Source organism: Rhizobacter sp. P2_H2 (assembly GCF_056403375.1).
Genome location: NZ_JBFUFP010001593.1, coordinates 1 through 857 on the forward strand (window position 1 = coordinate 1; position 857 = coordinate 857).

At 74.6% G+C, this 857-nt stretch carries 2 protein-coding genes; both read left to right on the top strand.

All coding sequences use genetic code 11. The features are described 5' to 3' along the window. Positions 1-668, top strand: a 668-nt coding sequence (locus tag AC1D15_RS34965; protein WP_477829691.1) for an aminotransferase class IV, incomplete at its 5' end; no start/stop codon positions are given. A gap of 7 nt (positions 669-675) precedes the next feature. Continuing rightward, positions 676-857: haloacid dehalogenase-like hydrolase (locus AC1D15_RS34970; RefSeq protein ID WP_477829692.1), on the top strand; the 182-nt coding region annotated here is incomplete at its 3' end.

Consider the following 857-nt stretch of genomic DNA (forward strand, 5'->3'; position numbering starts at 1 on the left):
TCCTGACCGGGCTGGACCCGGGCTTCCAGCTGTTCGAGACGCTGTGGGCACAGCGCGGCGAGGCGCGCGGGCTCGATGAGCACCTGGCGCGGCTGGCGCACAGCGCACGCGCGCTCGGTTTCGCGTTCGATGGCGAACAGGTGCGCGCGGCGGTGGCCGCCACGCTGGCCGCGCTGCCGGCCGGCACGCCGTCGCGCCTGCGCATTGCGCTGGCGCACGGCGGCGAGATCGCGATCACCCACGCCCCGCTCGCGCCGCTGCCCGCGGGGCCGGTGGGCCTGCTGATCGCCGCGCAGCCCCTGCCCGACCACCGCCCGCTGGCGGCCCACAAGACCACGCTGCGCCAGCACTACGACGCCGGCGTGCAGGCGGCCGAGCGGGCCGGCGCGTTCGACAGCCTGTTCTTCACCGCCGACGGCCGTCTGGTGGAAGGTGGGCGCAGCTCGGTGTTCCTGCTGCTGGACGGCCGCTGGTGCACGCCGCCGCTGCACGACGGCGCGCTGCCCGGCGTGATGCGCGCGCGGCTGCTGGCCGATCCGGGCTGGGCCACCGTCGAGCGCAGCCTGAGCCGGGCCGACCTGCGGCGTGCGCAGGCCATCGTGGTGTGCAACGCATTGCGCGGCGTGCTGCCGGCGCACCTGCTGTCGCGCGAGCTGAGCCACGCCTGAGACACGCATGAACCTGGCGCTGTTCGACCTGGATCACACCTTGATTCCCTTCGACAGCGGCATGGCCTGGACACGCTTCCTCACGGCGCGCGGCATCCTGCCGCCCGAGGCCCCCGAGGCCTACCTGGCCTGCTGCCACCGCTACGTGGCCGGCACGCTGGACATCCGCGCGATGCACCGCATCACGGT